A 17,166-nucleotide genomic window follows, 5' to 3' on the forward strand; every position below is an offset into this window, starting at 1 on the left:
TTTACATCAGTCTTCTAAATCTCGATGTGTAGACGTTCCTTGATTGCTTTTTTGGCATTGTGGTAGTTGTCCGCAAAGAAGCTGTCGCTATTGCTATTTTCCCCTAAAATAACGATTTTATCCTTGAATGGTGATAGGAGGTCTAGGAGGTGCTGGGTAAACCAGTCACGTGTTTGATTATCAGCCATAGTCATGTCACGGAAACCATCATCTACATAGTTTGATTTTGGAAGGATCACAAAAATCAAATCCCACTTTTCACGAGCCTGAGTTACCTGATAGAGACGATCTAACATGTCGAACTCTTCTTGGGAGATATTTTCTTTCAAATAGTAGTCGATATAGACCTTAGTGACTGTTGAATTGGTGTCCGCAAAGATAAGTCCTGAATGTTGCCCCTTGTCAATGATATCAGAGGTCTGGGCATATTGATCTGTCAGGAGGTGAATATAGTCGTTGGTATCTAACTCGTCATCTCGTACATTATACTTTTCTTGATATTCCCTAGCATATTCCAGAGAGCAGGGAGCATTGTAAGTGCGAGCCAAATCCTTAACAAGAGTAGTCTTTCCACCGCTAGCAGAGCCCACAACAAGGACCTTGCGCGTAAAGTGACGACGGAAAGGCTTGGTGATAAAACGCCAATTTTCCATCGGATTGTCGCGAATCTCAGTAGCAGAGATATTGATAATAGAACGTTCGATGAGTTCTACCTGAGCTTGAGGGTAATAGCGATTGAGCTCAGTCACATACTCTGGCTCTCCAACATAGAAGGTAATCTTTTCAGGATCATCCGTGTTCTTAGCGATAAGCTCTTTGACACGATTAACCCAAGGCACCCAGCCCTCTGGATAGGCTGGCATCCCAGCTTCGTCTAGTTTATCCACAACGACTAATTCATCATCATAGAACACTTCTCGAACATAACGGAAACGTCGATTGAGTGATAGGCCTGCGCGTGTCCCACAATCTTCTTGTGTGTTGCTGCCACTTACGATGACGAGCACATTGTCATTAGCACGTTTTGCCTTGGTAATGAGGTCAACGTGTCCAACGTGCATTGGAGCGAAAGTTCCAAAAACAATGCCGATGCGCTTTCCTGATAATTGTTTTCTTTTCATAAAAAATGATCCTTTTTGAGATTTAGTAAAATTACTAAATTAATGATAACATAGTTGGGAATCTTTGTAAATGTAAAAATAGTAAATTTACTAAATTGTTTTTTAACCCATTTTAGCCTTAAAGTTCAAAAAAAGTTTAAAAAATTTTGGAGAAAAACTAGAAAAATAGAATCCGCTTACATTGCTGAATTGATAGCTTTTTAGAATGAGCCTAAAAAAGAGAGGTCACTTGCTATGTCATAAAACCTAACATAAAAATCAAAAAAATAGCAGAAAATACTTGACAAGAAGATTCTGAAAATTTATACTATTCATGTAATTAAATTACTAAGGTAATTATTTGAAAGGAAACATTGATATGACAACAGGTAAAGAGTACGTTGCTAGCGTTTTTGAAAAAGTGAAAGCTCAAAATGGCCATGAGGCTGAGTTCCTTCAAGCAGTTGAAGAAGTTTTCGATTCACTTGTTCCTGTCTTCGATAAATATCCTAAATATATTGAAGAAAACCTTTTGGAACGTTTGGTTGAACCAGAACGTATCGTTTCATTCCGTGTGCCATGGGTTGACGATAAAGGACAAGTACAAGTAAACCGTGGTTTCCGTGTACAATTCTCATCAGCTATTGGTCCTTACAAAGGTGGTCTTCGTTTCCACCCATCAGTAAACCAATCAATCATCAAATTCCTTGGTTTCGAACAAATCTTTAAAAACTCATTGACTGGTCAACCAATCGGTGGTGGTAAAGGTGGATCAAACTTTGATCCTAAAGGTAAATCAGATAACGAAATCATGCGTTTCTGCCAAAGCTTCATGACTGAATTGAGCAAACACATTGGTGCAGATACAGACGTACCTGCAGGTGATATCGGTGTTGGTGGGCGTGAAATTGGTTACCTCTACGGCCAATACAAACGCCTTCGTAACGAGTACACAGGTGTTCTTACTGGTAAAGGTTTGAACTGGGGTGGATCACTTGCTCGTACAGAAGCAACTGGTTACGGTGCTGTTTACTTTGCAGAACAAATGCTTAATGCACGTGGTGAAAACTTTAACGGTAAAACAGCAGTTGTTTCAGGTGCTGGTAACGTTGCCATCTACGCTATTGAAAAATTGCAAAGCCTCGGTGCTAAAGCGGTGACATGTTCTGACTCATCTGGTTTTGTCTATGATCCAGACGGAATCGACGTTGACTTGTTGAAAGAAATCAAAGAAGTTAAACGTGAACGTATCGTTAAATATGCAGAAGCTCGTCCAAATGCAACCTTCACACCTGCTGGTGGTGAAAAGACAGTTTGGTCAGTTAAAGCTGACTTGGCATTCCCATGTGCAACTCAAAATGAATTGGATGAAACAGATGCAGAAACACTTGTAGCAAATGGTGTATTGGCTGTCTCAGAAGGTGCTAACATGCCATCAACTTTGGGAGCTATTGATGTCTTCCTTAAAGCTGGTGTATCATTTGGTCCTGCCAAAGCTGCTAACGCTGGTGGTGTTGCTGTATCAGCTCTTGAAATGGCACAAAATAGCCAACGTACACAATGGACATTCGAAGAAGTTGATGCTAAACTCTACGATATCATGAAAGGTATCTACGAAAATGCTGCAGCAGCTGCTAAAGAATTTGGTCATGAAGGTAACCTTGTTGTAGGTGCCAACATCGCTGGATTCCTTAAAGTTGCAGATGCTATGTCAGCACAAGGTATCGTTTAATTGATAGACTATTACCAATAGCCTCTCGATAAAATAAGAAAAGAAGCCTGCGGGTTTCTTTTTTTGTTTAGACAGACTTAGGAGGAAGAGGAGATTTATCCTTTTTTGGTATAATGAGCTAGTAAGAAATCTTTTTCTAGAGTAGATTTTGATGAATTAGAATATGAGAGGAATAATCGTGAGTCTTGGAAAGAATCCCTGTGGGGCAAAAGAAAAGAAGCATACTAATCAGACAGTCATTCTAATAAGTTTCTTGATCAGCATAGTGTCAATGCTGCCTATATTCTTTTTTAGGGACAAGCTTTATGGTGATGATATTGTCTTTCACATTAACCGACTGTTATCCTTGGATACTGTCTGGAAGAGTCCTATCAATTTTACAACTAACGGAGGGACCGGACAATTAATCAATACCTTTTATCCCTGGTTAACCTATTATCCTATTTTCATAATCTATAAGCTGACTCAGTCAGTCTTTGTAGCCTGGATGAGTTTTCAATTTCTTATTCGCTTTGTAACTTGTTTGCTTAGTTTTTACGGATTACGTTTATTGAACTATTCTGATAAACAGGTGATGATATTTGTTACCTTTTATCTTTTTTCGGGTTATTTCTTGCACAATTCTTATTACCGGGCAGCCGTTGGCGAAACGCTGGCTATGATTTTTTTACCTCTAGTTTTCGTTGGCGTTCGTTTGATAACATTTGGAGATTATAAGAAATGGTGGGTTTTGACTCTTGGCATGCTTGGTTTAGTCTATTCCCATGTCTTATCTGTCCTTTTGGCTTCTCTTATGATTTTCATAGCAGTGGTAGCTAGTTTTGGGATTTGGGATAATAAAAAAGAACGTATTCTAGGATTTCTTAAGGCCACTCTTGTCACTCTTAGTATGTCTCTAGCTTTCTTTGTTCCTATGATAGAGCAATTCAAGTATGTCACCCTACGAACGACTTTTAAACCGCTCCTATCCAAGACTGCCTTAAGTCTGGCAGACAACTGGGAGTTGATTCTAAAAAGCGATTTAAGGACTCCATCAGTTAATCTTCTCTATCTCCTGGGTCTAGTGCTAACCCTAATCTTTGCTAAGCGTTTTGTGAAGGATAAGGAAGCTAGAATTTATCTTTTTATTTCTCTTGTTTTGGCTTTTTTAACTTTGAATAGTTTTCCTTGGCAGTTATTACAGGAGAGTCCAGTGTCCAACCTTCAATTTCCTTGGAGATTATGGAGTTTTGCCTTGCTTTTCTTCAGTTTAGCCTTGGCTAATATCTTGGAAAATATGTCTATGAAGGCAGCGACGATACTTGTCTTGTTTGGTCTTTGTCTGAATATGTTTCAGATTGTTACTGTCCAAGATAAGATGACTAAAGCCAAGAATATATTGCCAAGCAATACAAAAGTCACGAGAGAAATGCTAGCTATGGGAACTTATAAAAATATAAATGGCGATTACACCAATAAAGAAGTGCCCTTTGGCTTTGTCTTTGACAAACATCTTTTCTTGGATAATCAGGAAATTAAGTCAACCATCAACCGTTCTCCAAAGGAGCTAGCACTTACAGTAAACAACGAGTCAAAAGAAGCTAAAGTCTTGTCGCTACCAGTTTTCTACTATAAAGGACAAGAAGCGAGGATTGATGGAAAGCGAGTAACTACTTACTTAGCTAAGGAAAAGAATCCAACTAATCTAGTCCTACCACCAGGTAAGCATGGTGTCGTTTTGACCTATAGCTATACCCCAGTTGCCAAATTGGCAATGGGTGTTTCAACTATTAGTCTTTTGGCGTTTATTGGTTATTTGTATAGAGTGAAGAAAGATGACTAAAAAGAAGCCTGCGGGTTTCTTTTTTTTGTCTGTTTTACTAGAGGGTAGGCCTTTTGATATAATAGGTCAAGGTGATTAATATGAAATTGAAACCCTTTGGTTTCGATAAAAGAAGGGTATATGATTTCATAGTTTAGATAAGAAAAGGGAGTAAATAGATGATAAAAACTATCGTAAAGGATGTCTTTTTCCTTGGACAAAAATCGACAGAAGCGACTAAAGAAGACCTCTATTTGGCTAAAGATTTACGTGATACACTGGAGTTTCATAAGGATGCTTGTGTGGGGATGGCTGCCAATATGATTGGCGTTAAAAAGCGTGTTATTATCGTCAATATCGGTTTTGTTAATCTAGTTATGTTTAATCCTGTTTTAGTCAGCAAGTCCTCACCTTTTCAAACAGAGGAGTCTTGTTTGTCATTAGAGGGAAGTCGTCCAACAAAACGTTATGAGTCGATTGAGGTTGCTTATTTAGATGAACAATGGATGCCTAAACAGTTAAGTTTTTCTGGCATGCCAGCCCAAATTATTCAACATGAATTGGATCATTTGGAGGGGATTATTATTTAGATAGCCTAGCCCAAGTGGGCTAGGTTTTTGAGTTCAAAGCCTTAATAATCATAGTTATGGGAGTGAGAGTGGAAAGAAATTTTCTTTCTCACTCTTTTTAGTTCTCATAAGAACTTTTTTCTTGACATTAGTTCTCATAAGAACTAAAATGGTTTCCATGAGAATTATTCAAGGAGGGACTTGCGATGCATGGAAAAGATACTTTTAGTGAATTCAGAGAATTCATCAATACTATGGAATCTCGCGTGCAAGAGTTAGGAAAGGTCCATGGGGTTGAGCATTTAGCTGGCCCACAAGGATTTGCCGTCAAGTATTTGTCTGATAATCAAGATAAGGAAATTTTTATCAAGGACATTGAAAAAAGACTATGTATTTCTAAATCAGTGGCTAGTAATTTGGTCAAACGAATGGAAAAAAATGGTTTTGTTGAGTTGGTGACATCGGACAAGGATAAACGCTACAAGTATGTTCATCTGACAGACTTAGGTAAAAAGAAAGCTCGAGATGTCAAACATTTTCGAGAGGCCATCCATGAACAGCTGTTAGAAGGTATTTCTAAAGAAGATGCTGAAACAGCCTTTCGTGTCTTTCACCAAATTCGTATGAATTTAGAAAAAAATAAGGAGTAACTTATGTTTAAAATTTTTAAACGTTTGACGACAAAAGAGTTAATCATGATTGTCTTAGCGGTGATTTTTGTTTGCTTGAACGTCTATCTAAACTTGAAAATTCCAGACTATATGTCTGATATTACGACACTCTTATCAACTAAGGGAACTAAAGCGTCGGATATTTTTGCCTGGAATACGGATGCCCCAGGGATGCGAATGCTTTTAATGTCATTTGCAGGCTTTATGGCCTCTGTAGTGGTTGGTTTCTTAGCTGCCAGAAGCGTGGCAAGTTTTACCACCCGTCTTCGTGATGATATCTTCCATCAGGTTCTAGATTTTTCAGATGCAGAGATTAAGAAATTCTCAATTCCTAGTCTTTTGACCCGTACGACAAATGATATTACCCAATTGCAGATGGTACTTACCATGGGGTTACAGGTTATTACACAGGGGCCTATCATGGCCATTTGGGCGATTACAAAGATTGCCGATAAAAATGGGAACTGGCTCCTTGCCTTGCTTGTCGCTGTGGCAGTGATTGCCATTCTCATGCTCTTCCTCTTGATCATGGTTATGCCTAAGCAACGCTTGATTCAAACTCTGACCGATAAACTGAATAGCGTAACGCGTGAATCTCTTACAGGAATTCGTGTGGTGCGTGCCTATAACGCTGAAAGTTATCAAGAGGATAAATTTGAAAAGGCCAATACTGATTTGACCCAAAACAATCTCTTTATTGGTCGTTCTTTTGCCTTACTGACACCGGTAATGACTGCTGTATCAAGTGGTTTGACACTGGCTATTTATTGGATTGGTGCACATTTGATTGAAGATGTTAAGATTCCAACAGATCCAACTAAGATTTCTGGTGCTATGGAAAATAAGGTCCATCTCTTCTCAGACATGGTGGTTTATTCATCTTATGCCATGCAGGTTGTTATGGGATTCATGATGATGATTATTGTTTTCTTCCTTCTTCCACGTGCAGTTGTAGCAGCTGGTCGTATCAATGAAGTTCTAGATACCCAATCTTCAGTCTCTTATCCTGAAAATAGTTCTGAAAAGCCTAATGAAGTGGGTACTGTCGAATTTGATGATGTTTCCTTCCGTTATTCTGAAACTTCAGAGCCTGTTTTGGAGCATGTTAGCTTCAAAGCTAAAAAAGGTGACACGGTTGCCTTTATTGGTTCGACTGGATCTGGTAAATCAACGCTTGTCAACCTTATCCCACGTTTTTATGATGCCACGCAAGGAACGATCAAGGTTGACGGTGTCGATGTACGCCATTATGACCATGAAACCTTGCACAATATAGTCGGTTATATTCCACAGAAGGCTGTGCTTTTCTCAGGTGATATCACGTCAAATATGACGATGGGAACGAGCAATAACAGTCCCCTTGATGATGCTAAGATTTGGGAAGCTCTCGAATTGGCTCAAGGAAAAGACTTTGTTGAAAATAAAGAAGGTCAACTTAAAGCAGAAGTTGCCCAAGCTGGGTCTAACTTCTCAGGTGGACAGAAGCAACGTTTGGCTATTGCGCGTGCCTTGGCACGTAAGCCTGAAATCTTGATTTTCGATGATTCCTTCTCAGCCTTGGACTATAAGACCGATCGTAAGTTACGTCAAGAACTGGCTGAAAAAACGCAAGAGATGACCAAGTTGATTGTTGCTCAACGTATCTCTACTATTATGGATGCGGACCAAATCTTGGTACTTGACCAAGGTAAGGTCGTTGGTCAAGGAACTCACAAGGAACTCTTGGCAAATAATGAGGTTTACCAAGAAATTGCCTATTCACAATTGTCTAAGGAGGAGTTAGAAAATGGAAAATAAGCCAAAAACATCATCCTATAAACGCTTAAAACCCTATATTAAAGGTTTCCAAATTCCGTTTGTCCTTGCGATTTTTGGAGCAATTATTTCAGCGGTCATTACAGTTATTGGACCAGATAAGCTTAAAGAAATTACCAATACTATTACTGAAGGGATCACACCTACAAAAATGGGGACGATTCCAGGTATTGATTTGGACAAGGTAGCAAGTATTGCTATGACCTTGGCTGTTCTCTATGCCATTTCAGCCATTGTGGGTTACCTACAAAGCTTTACGGTTGCGACAGTTACACAACGCTTTTCACAACGTTTCCGTACAGCTATCCAAAAGAAAATCAACAGTGTCCCTCTTAATTATTTCGATAGTCACTCTCAAGGGGATACCCTCTCTCGTGTGACCAATGACGTTGACCTTTTGGGACAATCGCTTAGCCAAGGGTTAGGTACCTTGATTACTTCAAGTGTTCTCTTGGTGGCAGCCATTATTATGATGTTCTACTCAAATGTCACTATGGCTTTCACTGCGATTGGTTCAGTCTTGATAGGGTTTGTTCTAGTAGCCTTCATCATGGGCTTCTCACAACCCCTTTTCAAACGCCAACAAGAAAATTTGGCTAATATTAATGGTTATATTGAAGAAATCTACACAGGTCAAGCAGTCGTAACGAGTTACAATGCTGCTCAAGAGAGCAGTCAAGCTTTCAAGGGACTTAATGATAAACTCTATAAATCGATGTGGCAATCACAGTTTATCTCAGGTATTATGATGCCACTTATGATTTTCATTGGGAACTTTGGTTATGTTATGGTCTGTCTTGTGGGTGCCATCAAAGTTATTGATGGTAGCTTGACGATTGGTGATGTGGTAGCCTTCATGACCTATGTTCGTATCTTCTCCCAACCTCTTTCTCAAATTGCCCAAGGGATTACACAACTCCAATCAGCCACTGCAGCCATTGGCCGTATCTTTGAATTTTTGGAAGAAAAAGATATGGACAACGAGTCAGCTAAGACAGCTGAGTTGACAGATACTAAAGGTCAAGTAGTCTTTGACCATGTTTCCTTTGGTTATACTCCTGAAAAGACTATTATTCATGACTTTTCAGCTCTTGCTAAACCAGGTCAAAAGATTGCGATTGTTGGTCCAACGGGTGCTGGTAAGACGACTATTGTTAACCTGCTTATGAAGTTCTATAACATCGACCAAGGTCGTATCACCATTGACGGTGTGGATACTAACGACATGAAACGTGAAACTGTTCATGATCAATTCTCTATGGTGCTTCAAGACACTTGGCTCTTTGAAGGTACTATTCGTGATAATTTGATTTACAACCAAGAGAATATTTCTGATGAGCAAGTTATTGCTGCAGCTAAGGCTGTCGGTGTTCACCACTTCATCACCACACTTCCAAAGGGGTATGATACTTATTTGGATGATTCTGTGACCTTATCAGTTGGTCAGAAACAGCTCTTGACCATTGCGCGTGCGCTTCTTAAGGACGCCCCTCTTCTTATCTTGGATGAAGCGACATCATCAGTTGACACCCGAACAGAAGAATTGATTCAAAAAGCCATGGACAAGCTTATGGAAGGTCGGACTTCCTTTGTCATTGCTCACCGCTTATCAACCATTCGAAATGCTGACCTTATCCTTGTGATGAAAGATGGTAACATTATTGAACAGGGCAATCATGATGAGCTCATGGCAGCAGATGGTTTCTATGCTGATCTTTATAATAGTCAATTTACAGAAGAAGTTGCCTAAACTTTTCTTATAAAATTATAAGATTTTACAAAAATCTATAGCACGTATGACTGTCAGTCATGCGTTTTGTGTTATACTGAAAAAAACAGACAGATTAGGAGATTATGATGCAATATCGCAAAGCAAGACTAGACGAAGTTCAGGAAGTTGCACAAGTATGTGCAGATGCCTTTGAAGATTACCCCTATCTTTCAATGATTGCCAGTAATTTAAAGAATCCTGAACAATATAAGGAATTTGTCTTAGCCTTGCAGGAAGTGTTGGTGCGTTTGGCGATTAAACAGGACTCATGTTTGGTGGCTGAAAAGGACGGTCGCATTGTTGCGGCAGCTATTTTACAGCATCAGACGATTTCTATGCTTAATTATCTTCAAAATGGGGCGACCAAGCTTTTCAGTTTTATAAGCATCACTAAGTTGTTCAAGTATTTTAACTTTGTTGAAGAGTCCGAAAGACATCTGGAAGATTCTGCAGAATACGACTGGTACCTGATGATGTTGGCGGTGACTCCATATTATCAAAGAAAAGGGATAGGAAGTCTCTTTTTGCTTGAAGGGGTTGAACCTTTTGTACGTAGTACAGGAGGTCACAGCCTTGGCTTGATTACCAATCGTGATTACAATGTACCTTTCTATGAAAAAAATGGCTACAAACAATGTGGTTATAAGGTTTTGACCTACGAAACACACAAACTAGGCAACTGGCCTTTTGTCAAATCACTTGATGCATAGCCTTGTGCTATTTAACTTAGATAAGCAAAATGAATCTGGCTTCGGCTGGATTTTTTTCTTAGCTTTAGAGTCCTTCTTGTCTGGCTCATTCCTTATTTTTAAGTCTAACTATGCTATAATTAGGAAACGCTATTAGAGGAGGTTTATATGTCAACTCCAAGTATTTATGGGGAATATGCTCAGTATCTCCCCAAGATTTTACAAGAAATAACAGACCCGATTATTGCGGCTAATATTACTAGCAAAAAAGAAACAGGCTTTAAACTCTATGAACATTTTATTTCACGAATCAAAGAAAGCGATTCTATGCGTGAAAAGTGTCTTAGGAAAAATTTGCCTGAAACCAGCCAATCTGCTCTCAAGGAAATTCGTGACAGTATTGGAATTCGAATCGTTTGTGGCTTTGTTGATGATATTTATAAAACTATCGATGTCATCAAGGCTATCCCTGGCGTTTCTATCTATAACGAGAAAGATTATATTTTAAATGCTAAGCCCAATGGCTATCGTTCTTACCACCTCATTTTGGAAATCGAAACCGAGTTTCCAGATGTGCTAGGAAATGAGAGAGGAACCTATTTTGTTGAGGTTCAGCTTCGGACCATCGCTCAGGATTCGTGGGCCAGTTTGGAGCATCAGATGAAGTACAAGCACGACATCAAGAATCCAGAAATGATTACCCGTGAGCTTAAGCGCTGTGCGGATGAATTAGCTTCATGCGATTTGACCATGCAGACCATCCGTAACTTAATTCAAGAAGGAGGGGACTAGAATGGCTTTGAAAATTCTACTAGCTGAGGATGAAGAGGCTCTTTCTCGAGTTTACAAGGCAGCCCTAGAGCATCAAGGTTATGAGGTAGATCAAGCCTTTAATGGGCAAGAGGCTGTTGATTTAGCTGCACAAAATGCCTATCAAGTGATGATCATGGATATTATGATGCCCATTAAAACAGGTATCGAGGCCCTGAAAGAGATTCGCTCCTCTGGGGACAGGACGCATGTCATTATGTTGACAGCTATGGCTGAAATTGATGATCGTGTGACCGGGCTTGATGCTGGGGCAGACGATTACTTGACCAAGCCTATTTCCCTTAAGGAACTTTTGGCGCGTTTGCGCTCATTAGAGCGTCGTGTGAGTGAGAGCTTCACTGCCAAAATTTTGACTCTTGGTTCTGTTCGTTTGGACCAAGAGGAGCAGGAGTTGGTAGCTGGGAACGCCATTCGACTTTCAAGCAGAGAGACCAAGTTAATGGCCCACTTTATGCTCAATCCTGCTAAGAAATTAACGACTGAGCACCTTTTTAAGACCATCTGGGAGGATGAGGAAGATGTGGACGAGTCGATTGTCTGGGTCTATATTTCCTATCTGCGTCAGAAATTGCAAGCCATCCAGGCCGACATCAACATTCTTGGTGAAAAAGGCGGCGACTTTTGCCTTCTCGCCAATTAGAGAGGAGTAGCTCATGTTTAGACGTTTACGACTTCAATTTATTACGATTGCTTCCTTGGCTATCCTCTTTATCTTGGTCTTTACTGTGGGAATCATCAATACTGTGAGGTCCTTTCAGACGGAGCATGAAATTAGTAAGGTTCTCAACACGCTTACAGAAAATAATGGTAGTTTTGGAAAAACTAAAAAAATTGAGACCAATCAAGGGCGTGAAATTCCATCAGATAGTTTTCGTTTTTTCAGCGTGACCTTGTCTGGTGATGAAGTGGTCAGTCAGGACACCAGTCATACTTCCTTGATAAATGATGAAGAGGCCACTACTTATGCCCGTGCAGCTAGCCGAATGACGAGTACTCTTGGAACCATTAGAGAAAAAAATATTAATCTCAGTTATCAGGTTAGTAAAGTCAGCAAAAATAAGATCCTTGTGGTCTTTCTGGACACGACCTCTTATTATAATTCTTCCCAAGCCTTGTTAAACCTTTCTATCCTTTTATCAATGTTTGGCTTTATCTTTTTTGTCATCATTGTTAGTGCCTTATCAGGAATTGTCATTCGTCCCTTCATTCGAAACTACGAAAAGCAGCGACGTTTTATTACCAATGCTGGTCATGAATTAAAGACACCATTGGCCATTATTTCTGCCAATACGGAGTTACAAGAACTCATGACTGGAGAGAACGAATGGACCAAGTCGACGAACGACCAGGTGGCACGTTTGACCACTCTAATCAATTCTCTTGTAGCCCTATCTCGTCTGGAGGAGCAGCCGGATATTGTTCTTCAAGATGTAGATTTTTCCTATATTACTGAGGATGCAGCAGAGGACTTTAAGGGGCCTGTTGTCCGAGATGGTAAATCTTTCGTTATGGACATCACACCGGATATTCATGTGAAAGCAGAGGAGAAGTCTCTCTTTGAACTTGTAACCCTCCTTGTGGATAATGCTAACAAGTATTGTGATCCAGAAGGGACAGTAACCGTAAGGCTCCATCAGATTGGAAGGACACGAAAACGGGCTCGTCTAGAAGTATCGAACACCTATAAAGATGGTAAGGCTGTTGACTATAGTAAGTTTTTTGAGCGTTTTTATCGTATTGAAGAATCCCATAATAACAAGGAACATAAAGGTTTTGGTATTGGCCTCTCTATGGCTCAAAGCATGGTCAAATTATTTAAAGGTCGTATCTTTGCCTCTTATAAAAATGACACCATCACTTTTACGGTCATCTTGTAAGGATATTTTTTTAAATATTTGACTAGGTGAAAACCCTAATTTATGATAAAATAGTAAGGATGAAGATTTAGTGTTTCCTTTGCAAAAAAAGAAACCATTTTCTTATCCTAATCATAAAAAGGAGATGCTCGAATGAGCCCTTTAACCACCTTAAAGGGCTGGTAATTGACGACTTAGGAAAGATAAATCTCAGCTAAGAATCAAATCATAAAACAAAATAGTTAATAGGGAGAAATCATGGCAGAACCAAAATACAAACGTGTCCTCATTAAGCTTTCAGGTGAAGCTCTAGCTGGTGAACGAGGTGTTGGGATTGATCTTCCAACTGTCCAGGCTATGGCTAAGGAAATTGCTGAGGTAGCGGATTCAGGTATTCAAATTGCTCTAGTTATCGGTGGTGGTAACCTTTGGCGTGGTGAACCTGCAGCTGAAGCAGGAATGGATCGTGTTCAAGCAGACTACACTGGAATGCTTGGAACAACTATGAATGCCCTTGTTATGGCAGATAGTTTGAAACAACTCGGTGTTGATACACGTGTTCAAACAGCGATTGATATGAAATCTGTGGCAGAGCCTTATATTCGTGGTCGTGCCCTTCGTCACCTTGAAAAAGGTCGTATTGTTATCTTTGCAGCAGGTATTGGTTCACCATACTTCTCAACAGATACAACAGCGGCTCTCCGTGCAGCTGAAATCGAAGCTGATGCTATTCTTATGGCTAAAAACGGTGTTGATGGTGTCTACAATGACGACCCTCGTAAAAACGCTGATGCCGTTAAGTTTGACGAATTGACACACGTGGAAGTTATTAAACGTGGCTTGAAAATTATGGATGCCACAGCTTCTACCCTTTCAATGGATAATGACATTGACCTTGTTGTCTTCAATATGAATGAACCAGGAAACATCAAACGTGTTATCTTTGGTGAACAAATTGGAACAACTGTATCTAACAAAGCAGAATCACACAAATAAGAAAGAGAGAATTTATGACAAACGCAATTATTGAAAAAGCAAAAGAACGTTTCACCCACTCACACGAGTCATTGGCCCGTGAATTTGGATCTATCCGTGCAGGCCGTGCCAATGCATCACTTCTTGACCGTATCACTGTAGAATACTATGGTGCTCCAACACCACTTAACCAATTGGCTTCAATCACTGTTCCTGAAGCACGTGTTCTTTTGATTTCACCATTTGATAAAGGTTCAATTGCTGATATCGAACGTGCAATCAACGAATCTGATCTTGGTATTAACCCAGCTAACGATGGTTCTGTTGTGCGCTTGGTTATCCCAGCACTTACAGAAGAAACACGTAAAGAGTTAGCTAAAGAAGTGAAAAAAGTCGGTGAAAATGCTAAAATCGCTATCCGTAACATCCGCCGTGATGCAATGGATGAAGCTAAGAAGCAAGAAAAAGACAAAGAAATCACAGAAGATCAATTGAAAGCTTTGGAAAAAGATATCCAAAAAGCAACTGATGACGCTGTTAAGAAGATTGACAGCATGACAGCAGAAAAGGAAAAAGAACTCCTTACTGTTTAATCAATAGAAAAATAAGGAGAGTGGGACAGAAGCAAAAGAGCATGGACTATGTTAGCTTCCTTGTCCGACTCTCTTTTTAGAGGAAAAAGATGAATACATTACTTGGAACAATTATTACTGCCCTAGTAACAGATGAAAATGACAAATTTTATTTTATTCAAAAGGACGGTGTGACCTTTGCCTTGTCTAAAGAAGAAGGGGAACACGCCATTGGTGACATGGTGACAGGTTTCGCCTATACAGATAGCAAGCAAAAATCACGTCTGACTCAAAAGGAAATCAAAGCAACTCGTGATTCTTACGATTGGGGAGAGGTCACTGAAGTTCGTAAGGATTTGGGTGTCTTTGTAGATGTGGGAATTCCAGATAAGGAGATTGTTGTCTCTCTTGATGTTTTACCGGAACTCAAAGAGCTTTGGCCTAAGAAAGGTGACAAGCTCTATATCAAACTCGATGTGGATAAAAAAGACCGTATTTGGGGGCTTCCTGCTGAACCTGAGGTCTTTCAACGTATGGCTGGTCCCGCTTACGATAATATGCAAAACCAAAAATGGCCAGCCATTGCCTACCGTCTCAAACTCTCAGGAACCTTTGTTTATCTACCAGAGAATAACATGCTTGGTTTCATCCATCCCTCAGAACGTTATGCTGAGCCACGCTTAGGTCAGGTCCTTGAAGCGCGTGTGATTGGGTTCAGAGAAGTTGACCGTACCCTCAATCTTTCTCTTAAACCACGTTCTTTTGAAATGCTTGAAAATGATGCTCAGATGATTTTGACTTATTTAGAGAGCAATGGTGGCTTTATGACGCTTAATGACAAGTCATCACCAGCAGATATCAAGGCAACCTTCGGTATTTCTAAGGGACAATTTAAGAAAGCTTTAGGTGGTCTGATGAAGGCTAAAAAAGTCAAACAAGACCAGTTTGGAACAGAATTAATCGGTTAGGAGAAGGCATGAGAAAATCCTTTTATACTTGGTTGATGGCCCAGCGTAATCCGAAATCCAATGAACCAGTAGCAATCTTGGCTGACTTGGCTTTTGAAGATTCAACCTTCCCGAAGCATACTGATGACTTCGAAGAAGTTAGTCGTTACTTGGAAGATCAAGCTAGTTTTTCCTTTAATTTGGGGCAGTTTGACCAGATTTGGGAAGATTATCTGGCTCATTAATAGCGACTAAGTCTACGATAAGCATAATGACTTTTAGCATTTTCTTTAAAAAGTAATTACCATTTGAATTGGTATGAATTGTTACAATTTTTTACAAATATCTCAGCTTTTTTTCAATAAATTAGGCTTGTTACAACTAGTTAGTAATTGCTTTAAAGTGCAGTAAATCACCCCTCTTTTGACAAAAAGTGTGGTATTATTGTATATGTTAAAATTGTTAAAAAAGGAATGAATTATACATGTTATCAAAATCTAAAACAACAAAGGCACTTCTTTACTCAACCGCAGCACTTTCACTTTTTGCTGCAAGTCATGTACATGCCGATGAAACTTCAAACTGGGTGGCACGTTCAGTAGATCAAATCAAAGCAGATATCGCTGTAAGTGATAACCAACAAACTTATACAGTTCAATACGGTGATACTTTGGGAAGTATCGCTGAAGCAATGGGTATCGATGTGAATGTTTTGGCTAACATCAATCAAATCACAAACATTGATTTGATTTACCCTGGGACAGTCTTGACAGCAACATACAATGCTGATAATCAAGCTGTCTCTGTTAAAGTTGAAACTCCAGCTTCAGAAACATCAACTACACCTGTAGTTGCAGAAGCTAATTTGACAACTAACGAAGTGACTGTCAATGGTCAATCTGTAGTTGCAGCGGACTTGACAGCTCCAGTTGAAACAGTAAGCACAACAGCTACTCAAGCACCTGCTACAGAAGAGTCAACTCAAGCTGTTTCAGAAGTAACAGAAGCTATCGCATCAGCATCAGAAGCACCAGCATACGCAGAAACTGAACAACCAGTTGCTGATGCTATTGATCATGTCACTGCGTCAGCAGAGGCTACACCTGAAGCAGAAACTACTCCAGCTGATGAAACACCAGCACAACCTGAAGTAAAAGAAGAAGCTCCAGCGGTAGAACCAGCAGCAACATCAGAAGCGACTTCAGAAGCACCAGCGACTTCAGAAGCACCAGCAGAACAGCCAGCGGCAGAACCAGCAACAACATCAGAAGCTTCTTCAGAGGCACCAGCGACTTCAGAAGCACCAGCAGAACAGCCAGCGGTAGAACCAGCAGCAACATCAGAAGTAGCATCAGAAGCACCAGTAGCTTCAGAGGCACCAGCAGTACAACCTGCATCAACGAATACACTTCCAACGGATCCACACCTTCAACCACAAGCTGAAGCTTTCCGTCAAGATGTAGCAGCACAATTCGGTCTTACTGATATCGGTGGTTACCGTGAAGGTGATCCACAAGACCATGGTCAAGGACTTGCCGTTGACGTTATGGTTCCAGTTGGTTCAGAAGTTGGTAATCAAGTCGCTCAATATGCAGTAGACAATATCTCAAATGCAGGTATCTCATATATCATCTACAGACAACAATTCTACGCACCAGTAGATAATATCTACGGACCAGCAAACACTTGGAACCAAATGCCTGACCGTGGTAGCATTACTGAAAACCACTATGACCACGTTCACGTGTCATTTAACGCATAATTAAGAATTACAAAAAGTCACGCTTGGCGTGATTTTTTTGATATAATGGAGAAAAAGACGAAAGAAAGAGGAACT

General features: G+C 40.0%; 16 protein-coding genes. 15 read left to right on the top strand and 1 reads right to left on the bottom strand.

What is annotated here, in order from left to right:
- Nucleotides 1-14: 14 nt before the first annotated feature.
- Nucleotides 15-1,121 carry an AAA family ATPase gene (locus tag HMPREF2697_RS09660; RefSeq protein ID WP_070850529.1) on the bottom strand — a complete coding sequence of 369 codons (1,107 nt, stop codon included), beginning with the start codon at nt 1,119-1,121 and terminating at the stop codon, nt 15-17.
- Between the two features lie 358 nt (nt 1,122-1,479).
- On the opposite strand from HMPREF2697_RS09660, the gene gdhA reads away from it, so the two are divergent.
- The 15 genes from gdhA to HMPREF2697_RS09735 all read left to right on the top strand — a co-directional run bounded on the left by gdhA (nt 1,480) and on the right by HMPREF2697_RS09735 (nt 17,091).
- Nucleotides 1,480-2,832 carry an NADP-specific glutamate dehydrogenase gene (gene gdhA, locus HMPREF2697_RS09665; RefSeq protein WP_022496250.1) on the top strand — a complete coding sequence of 451 codons (1,353 nt, stop codon included), beginning with the start codon at nt 1,480-1,482 and terminating at the stop codon, nt 2,830-2,832.
- A gap of 487 nt (nt 2,833-3,319) precedes the next feature.
- Nucleotides 3,320-4,654, top strand: a complete 1,335-nt coding sequence (locus tag HMPREF2697_RS09670; protein WP_257375254.1) for a YfhO family protein — start codon at nt 3,320-3,322, stop codon at nt 4,652-4,654.
- Between the two features lie 158 nt (nt 4,655-4,812).
- Entirely contained in the window at nt 4,813-5,223 is a 411-nt protein-coding gene (locus tag HMPREF2697_RS09675) for a peptide deformylase (RefSeq protein ID WP_014633541.1), read from the top strand.
- 185 nt (nt 5,224-5,408) lie between these two features.
- A complete protein-coding gene (locus HMPREF2697_RS09680) occupies nt 5,409-5,852 on the top strand; it encodes a MarR family winged helix-turn-helix transcriptional regulator (protein ID WP_002885568.1) in 444 nt (147 codons plus the stop codon).
- Between the two features lie 3 nt (nt 5,853-5,855).
- Nucleotides 5,856-7,670 (top strand): ABC transporter ATP-binding protein, encoded by a 1,815-nt coding sequence (locus HMPREF2697_RS09685; RefSeq protein ID WP_070850533.1) that lies wholly within the window; start codon nt 5,856-5,858, stop codon nt 7,668-7,670.
- The gene (locus HMPREF2697_RS09690; RefSeq protein ID WP_045769269.1) at nt 7,660-9,438 is read left to right on the top strand and encodes an ABC transporter ATP-binding protein; all 1,779 of its coding nucleotides are present in this window, start codon (nt 7,660-7,662) and stop codon (nt 9,436-9,438) included. Before HMPREF2697_RS09685 ends, HMPREF2697_RS09690 begins: the two co-directional genes overlap by 11 nt.
- A 107-nt stretch (nt 9,439-9,545) precedes the next feature.
- Nucleotides 9,546-10,169 carry a GNAT family N-acetyltransferase gene (locus HMPREF2697_RS09695; protein WP_045769268.1) on the top strand — a complete coding sequence of 208 codons (624 nt, stop codon included), beginning with the start codon at nt 9,546-9,548 and terminating at the stop codon, nt 10,167-10,169.
- Nucleotides 10,170-10,316: 147 nt separating this feature from the next.
- Entirely contained in the window at nt 10,317-10,940 is a 624-nt protein-coding gene (locus HMPREF2697_RS09700) for a GTP pyrophosphokinase (RefSeq protein WP_045769267.1), read from the top strand.
- Nucleotide 10,941: 1 nt separating this feature from the next.
- Complete coding sequence (locus HMPREF2697_RS09705; RefSeq protein ID WP_014633535.1) at nt 10,942-11,619, top strand: response regulator transcription factor; 678 nt, start codon at nt 10,942-10,944, stop codon at nt 11,617-11,619.
- Between the two features lie 13 nt (nt 11,620-11,632).
- Nucleotides 11,633-12,856 carry a sensor histidine kinase gene (locus HMPREF2697_RS09710; RefSeq protein WP_070850535.1) on the top strand — a complete coding sequence of 408 codons (1,224 nt, stop codon included), beginning with the start codon at nt 11,633-11,635 and terminating at the stop codon, nt 12,854-12,856.
- Nucleotides 12,857-13,093: 237 nt separating this feature from the next.
- Nucleotides 13,094-13,831, top strand: a complete 738-nt coding sequence (pyrH, locus tag HMPREF2697_RS09715) for a UMP kinase (RefSeq protein WP_002885551.1) — start codon at nt 13,094-13,096, stop codon at nt 13,829-13,831.
- A gap of 14 nt (nt 13,832-13,845) precedes the next feature.
- Nucleotides 13,846-14,403 carry a ribosome recycling factor gene (gene frr, locus HMPREF2697_RS09720; protein WP_002886708.1) on the top strand — a complete coding sequence of 186 codons (558 nt, stop codon included), beginning with the start codon at nt 13,846-13,848 and terminating at the stop codon, nt 14,401-14,403.
- An 89-nt stretch (nt 14,404-14,492) separates the two neighbouring features.
- Nucleotides 14,493-15,350: an RNA-binding virulence regulatory protein CvfB gene (gene cvfB, locus HMPREF2697_RS09725; RefSeq protein WP_070850537.1), complete on the top strand. Its 858-nt coding sequence runs from the start codon at nt 14,493-14,495 to the stop codon at nt 15,348-15,350.
- 8 nt (nt 15,351-15,358) lie between these two features.
- A complete protein-coding gene (locus HMPREF2697_RS09730) occupies nt 15,359-15,574 on the top strand; it encodes a YozE family protein (RefSeq protein ID WP_002885591.1) in 216 nt (71 codons plus the stop codon).
- Nucleotides 15,575-15,813: 239 nt separating this feature from the next.
- On the top strand, nt 15,814-17,091 hold the full coding sequence (locus HMPREF2697_RS09735; RefSeq protein WP_070850539.1) for a LysM peptidoglycan-binding domain-containing protein: 1,278 nt from the start codon (nt 15,814-15,816) through the stop codon (nt 17,089-17,091).
- Nucleotides 17,092-17,166 lie beyond the last annotated feature (75 nt).

It is taken from the genome of Streptococcus sp. HMSC064D12 (assembly GCF_001837205.1).
GTDB lineage: Bacteria > Bacillota > Bacilli > Lactobacillales > Streptococcaceae > Streptococcus > Streptococcus salivarius_D.